Below are 5030 nucleotides of genomic sequence, written 5' to 3' on the forward strand. Positions count from 1 at the left end.
CGGCTCCGGGGCTCGCGGTGCGGCGCTACTGCTCCCCCTCTCCATGCCCATTCTTACGGTCTCAAATTCGGGACAGGTTTTGCGTGGTTATATGTCACGCATCGGGGAAATGTGCGGGCAATCACCACCCCCCACCAGACGCCTACCGGCGGCCTACGGCGCTCCCGCTCTGCGCTCGCTCTGGTGCTGCACCGGCTTTGTGCCGTGCCCGTCTGCTTGCTCACGGGGCGGGAGCGCCGTAGGCCGCCGGTAGGCGTCTGGTGGGGGGTGGTGATTGCCCGCACATTTCCCCGATGCGTGACATATAACCACGCAAAACCTGTCCCGAATTTGAGACCGTAAGAATGGGCATGGAGAGGGGGAGCAGTAGCGCCGCACCGCGAGCCCCGGAGCCGTGCGAGGACGTGCGCGGGGCGGCGAAAATGCGGTTTCCGCACCTTGTATTTATACTTAAGGGATAAATGGCGGTCGTAGTTTGAGGGTCTAGCCCTAGAGCGACTGCGGTTTTTTGGAGATTTGACCCGTAGAAGAAAACCCCTGTATCTTGGGAGCTGCTTAGACAACCAAAACAACAGGGGTTTTTCCGTGCATTGCTGCACCTGCGGGATACATAACACACGTCGTAAACGACACCAAGACGCATCTCTTGCCGACATTTCTCCACGGGATAAATCGTGGGACGTTCACCGGGCGCAGGCGCAGGACGTGCAGGCGATTTACGGCGAGGCGAGAGAGTTTGAGAGACTGGCGGAGCGGATTGGGAAGTGTTCGGGGGTTCTGAGGTTCAGTGAAACCCATGACCCGGAGACCGGTGAAGTCCGGTTAAAACTCAAGGAAGCGCAGTTTTGCCGGGTGCGTCATTGCCCGGTATGTCAGTCGAGGCGTTCGCTTATGTGGCAGGCTCGTTTTTATCAAGCCCTTCCCGGCCTCATAGAAGCCCATAGAGGGGCACGCTGGCTCTTTCTGACCCTCACGGTGCGGAATTGCCCTGTAGACGATCTACGGGCCACTCTGAAGGCTATGAACGATAGCTGGCGCCGTATGGTGAAGCGGCCAGAGTTCAAACCTGTGAAAGGTTGGATACGGACAACTGAGGTGACGCGGGGCAAGGACGGTTCAGCGCACCCGCATTTTCATGCGCTGCTTATGGTGCCTCCTTCTTGGTTTACCCGCCATTACGTCAAACAGGCCCGCTGGGTGGAGGTGTGGCAGTCCTGCGCTCGGTTGAATTATGCCCCCAGTGTGGACGTGCGGGCGGTGCATCCACGTAAAGGAGAGGATGGCGCAGAAGCCATTCAGAAGGCTGCGGCGGAAACCCTGAAATATGCGGTGAAGCCTGCGGATATGATCACCGACCCGGAATGGTTCATGGAGTTGACCAGGCAAGTCCACAAGCTGCGGTTCGTGGCGACTGGTGGCGCGCTTAAGGGAGTGTTGAAGGAAGGGCAGGAGAGTGACGAGGAACTTGCTCTGACCGATGGAGATGGGGAGGCAGACGATGGGGCGCGTGTTGGGTTTAACTGGCGACCGGCTGACCGAAAATACCGCCGTTATCGTAAGGCTGATGCGGAACCGTCAGGTATCATTCACGATCTCAGACAAAGCGACATTGAAGATTTTTAGCGAATGGAGAGCACATGACAAATCGACGTTTTATGGTGATGGACGAAGATCCTGAGCCGATTTTTTTCGATGATAAGTCATTGGCTGAGGAGTTTTGTCGTAGCGCTGAAATACCAAGTTTTTTCGAAGTTGCGCCATTGCCGAAGTTCGAAGTTACGCCAAAATGTGTGTGGTTTTTGACTGATACTGGTTCGGTCAGTCGGTCATGGGAAAGTGTTTTAGCTGACGGTCACGAGGACGAGCAGGCAAAGAAAAAACACTGAGTTATTGGAGTAAAGAGACCTCCCTGCGACATGTTGGCCGCCATATCGCGGGGGTGGTGAAACAGTCGCCACTGTTCCACCCAGCGTCCCATTCAAGGAGTTTTTGCAGCGTAATTTGTCGCTGTTTTCCTGTCAAAATGTCTGGTGCGTTTTTGTGCGATTTGGTTCGTTTTGGTGTGTTTTAGTGCGCAATGTAGATGCAATAATATAAAGGGGTTTTGGGGTTTCAGGCGGTTTGGTAGATTGAATATAAAGAAGTTCCTATAGACGGGACTTCTGGTTGAGCCTTGGGGGTGTGACGTGTGGTGCGTCATGCCCCTTTTTTGTTTGCANGCGTCCCATTCAAGGAGTTTTTGCAGCGTAATTTGTCGCTGTTTTCCTGTCAAAATGTCTGGTGCGTTTTTGTGCGATTTGGTTCGTTTTGGTGTGTTTTAGTGCGCAATGTAGATGCAATAATATAAAGGGGTTTTGGGGTTTCAGGCGGTTTGGTAGATTGAATATAAAGAAGTTCCTATAGACGGGACTTCTGGTTGAGCCTTGGGGGTGTGACGTGTGGTGCGTCATGCCCCTTTTTTGTTTGCAGCGCGTGCAAGAGCAATGACCCGTTGAGCGTGTTTTAATGCTTCCGGGTTGTTGTCGGCTTTTGCCATTTTGAGCAGTTCTTTTTGCACGTCTGGACTTCGAGCCGCTGTTACTGCGTCGAACGTGACGAGTGTTTCTTTTCGCGTTGTCATGTCGGTTCTCTGTTCCGTCGATTACGACAAAAATGGTCAAACCCAGAAAGGGCGCACTTACACAAACTTTCGTTCGTGGTGCTTTTTCCCGGAAGGGCGCACTTATACAAACTCTCGTTTGCCCCCCCTTTTGGGGTGTGCGGCCAAGGGTTCCCCTTAGCGATCTTGAGGCTTCCCGGACGGCCCCACGGGGCCGGGCTACGCCGCTCCCGCTCTGCGCTCGCTCCGGGTTGTCAGGTGGTGCCCGCTGGCCCGTCTGGACGGCTTAGGGAGGGGGCAACGGGCGGGGCAGTTACCACCCCTTCCCCCATTCCGTGACGTGTCACGTTTGGCCTCTGACCCTTCCAGTTCGCTCCCGCCYCGTGAGCAAGCAGACGGGCACGGCACAAAGCCGGTGCAGCACCAGAGCGAGCGCAGAGCGGGAGCGCCGTAGGCCGCCGGTAGGCGTCTGGTGGGGGGTGGTGATTGCCCGCACATTTCCCCGATGCGTGACATATAACCACGCAAAACCTGTCCCGAATTTGAGACCGTAAGAATGGGCATGGAGAGGGGGAGCAGTAGCGCCGCACCGCGAGCCCCGGAGCCGTGCGAGGACGTGCGCGGGGCGGCGAAAATGCGGTTTCCGCACCTTGTATTTATACTTAAGGGATAAATGGCGGTCGCATTTCAGGCTGAGAGCCTAGAGCGACTGCGGTTTTTTGAGGAATTGACAGGTCAAAGAAAAACCCCTTAGTTTTGGAGTTGCGAGACACACAAAACAACAGGGGTTTTTCCGTGCATTGCTGCACCTGCGGGATACATAACACAGGTCGTAAACGACACCAAGACGCATCTCTTGCCGACATCTCTCCACGAGATAAATCGTGGGACGTTCACCGGGCACAGGCGCAGGACGTGCAGGCCATTTATGGCGAGGCGAGAGAGTTCGAGAGACTGGCGGAGCGGATTGGGAAGTGTTCGGGGGTTCTGCGGTTCAGTGAAACCCATGACCCGGAGACCGGTGAAGTCCGGTTGAAACTCAAGGAAGCGCAGTTCTGCCGGGTGCGTCATTGCCCGGTATGTCAGTCGAGGCGTTCGCTCATGTGGCAGGCTCGTTTCTATCAAGCCCTTCCCGGCCTCATAGAAGCCCATAGAGGGGCACGCTGGCTCTTTCTGACCCTCACGGTGCGGAATTGCCTTGTAGACGATCTACGCGGCACTCTGAAGGCTATGAGCGATAGCTGGCGGCGTTTGGTGAAGCGGCCAGAGTTCAAACCTGTAAAGGGTTGGATACGGACAACCGAGGTGACACGCGGCAAGGATGGTTCAGCGCATCCGCACTTTCATGCGCTGCTGATGGTGCCGCCGTCCTACTTTCGGGGGCAAAGTTACGTCAAACAGGCCCGCTGGGTGGAAGTGTGGCAGTCCTGCGCTCGGTTGAACTATGCCCCCAGTGTGGACGTGCGGGCGGTGCATCCACGCAAGGGAGAGGATGGCACACAGGCCATTCAGCAGGCGGCGGCGGAAACCCTGAAGTATGCGGTGAAGCCTGCCGACATGACCACTGACCCGGAATGGTTCATGGAGTTGACCAGGCAAGTCCACAAGCTGCGGTTTGTGGCGACCGGCGGGGTTCTCAAGGGTGTGCTCAAGGAAGGGCAGGAGAGCGACGAGGAACTTGCTCTGACCGATGGAGACGGGGAACAGGACGATGGGGGGCGTGTCGGGTTTAACTGGCGTCCTTCTGACCGGAAATATCGCCGTTATCGCAAAGCTGATGCTGAACCGTCAGGTGTCATTCACGATCCCAGACAAAGCGACATTGAAGATTTTTAGCGAATGGAGAGCACATGACAAATCGACGTTTTATGGTGATGGACGATGATCCAGAGCCGATTTTTTTCGATGACAAGTCGTTGGCTGAAGAGTTTTGCCGGAGTGCTGAAATACCAAGTTTCTTCGAAGTTGCGCCGCTACCGAAGTTCGATCTTACGCCAAAATGTGTGTGGTTTTTGACTGATACTGGTTCGGTCAGTCGATCATGGGAAAGTGTTTTAGCTGACGGTCATCATGATGAGCAGGCAAAGAAAAAACACTGAGTTATTGGAGTAAAGAGACCTCCCCGCAACATGTTGGCCGCCATATCGCGGGGGTGGTGAAACAGTCGCCACTGTTCCACCCGGCGTCCCATTCAAGGAGTTTTTGCAGCGTAATTTGTCGCTGTTTTCCTGTCAAAATGTCTGGTGCGTTTTTGTGCGATTTGGTTCGTTTTGGTGTGTTTTAGTGCGCAATGTAGATGCAATAATATAAAGGGGTTTTGGGGTTTCAGGCGGTTTGGTAGATTGAATATAAAGAAGTTCCTATAGACGGGACTTCTGGTTGAGCCTTGGGGGTGTGACGTGTGGTGCGTCATGCCCCTTTTTTGTTTGCA

At 54.9% G+C, this 5030-nt stretch carries 6 protein-coding genes; 5 read left to right on the forward strand and 1 reads right to left on the reverse strand.

The features are described from left to right. The 3 genes from KP703_RS15195 to KP703_RS15205 form a co-directional block, all read left to right on the forward strand. Window positions 1–253 (forward strand): hypothetical protein (locus KP703_RS15195; RefSeq protein WP_215755530.1); only part of this gene is annotated, 253 nt, incomplete at its 5' end. Between the two features lie 452 nt (window positions 254–705). Beyond that, window positions 706–1623, forward strand: a complete 918-nt coding sequence (locus tag KP703_RS15200; RefSeq protein ID WP_373687510.1) for a protein rep — start codon at window positions 706–708, stop codon at window positions 1621–1623. Window positions 1624–1637: 14 nt separating this feature from the next. After that, window positions 1638–1886 carry a hypothetical protein gene (locus tag KP703_RS15205; protein ID WP_215755532.1) on the forward strand — a complete coding sequence of 83 codons (249 nt, stop codon included), beginning with the start codon at window positions 1638–1640 and terminating at the stop codon, window positions 1884–1886. Window positions 1887–2446: 560 nt separating this feature from the next. Here KP703_RS15205 and KP703_RS15210 read toward each other — a convergent pair. Further along, window positions 2447–2620 carry a hypothetical protein gene (locus KP703_RS15210; protein WP_215755533.1) on the reverse strand — a complete coding sequence of 58 codons (174 nt, stop codon included), beginning with the start codon at window positions 2618–2620 and terminating at the stop codon, window positions 2447–2449. 894 nt (window positions 2621–3514) lie between these two features. Between KP703_RS15210 and KP703_RS15215 the strand changes: the two genes are divergently transcribed. Next, window positions 3515–4435: a protein rep gene (locus tag KP703_RS15215; protein ID WP_373687511.1), complete on the forward strand. Its 921-nt coding sequence runs from the start codon at window positions 3515–3517 to the stop codon at window positions 4433–4435. A 14-nt stretch (window positions 4436–4449) separates the two neighbouring features. Next, a complete protein-coding gene (locus KP703_RS15220; RefSeq protein WP_215755535.1) occupies window positions 4450–4698 on the forward strand; it encodes a hypothetical protein in 249 nt (82 codons plus the stop codon). The last annotated feature ends 332 nt before the right edge of the window (window positions 4699–5030 follow it).

It is taken from the genome of Acetobacter sp. P5B1, assembly GCF_018811985.1.
Classification (GTDB): domain Bacteria; phylum Pseudomonadota; class Alphaproteobacteria; order Acetobacterales; family Acetobacteraceae; genus Acetobacter; species Acetobacter cerevisiae.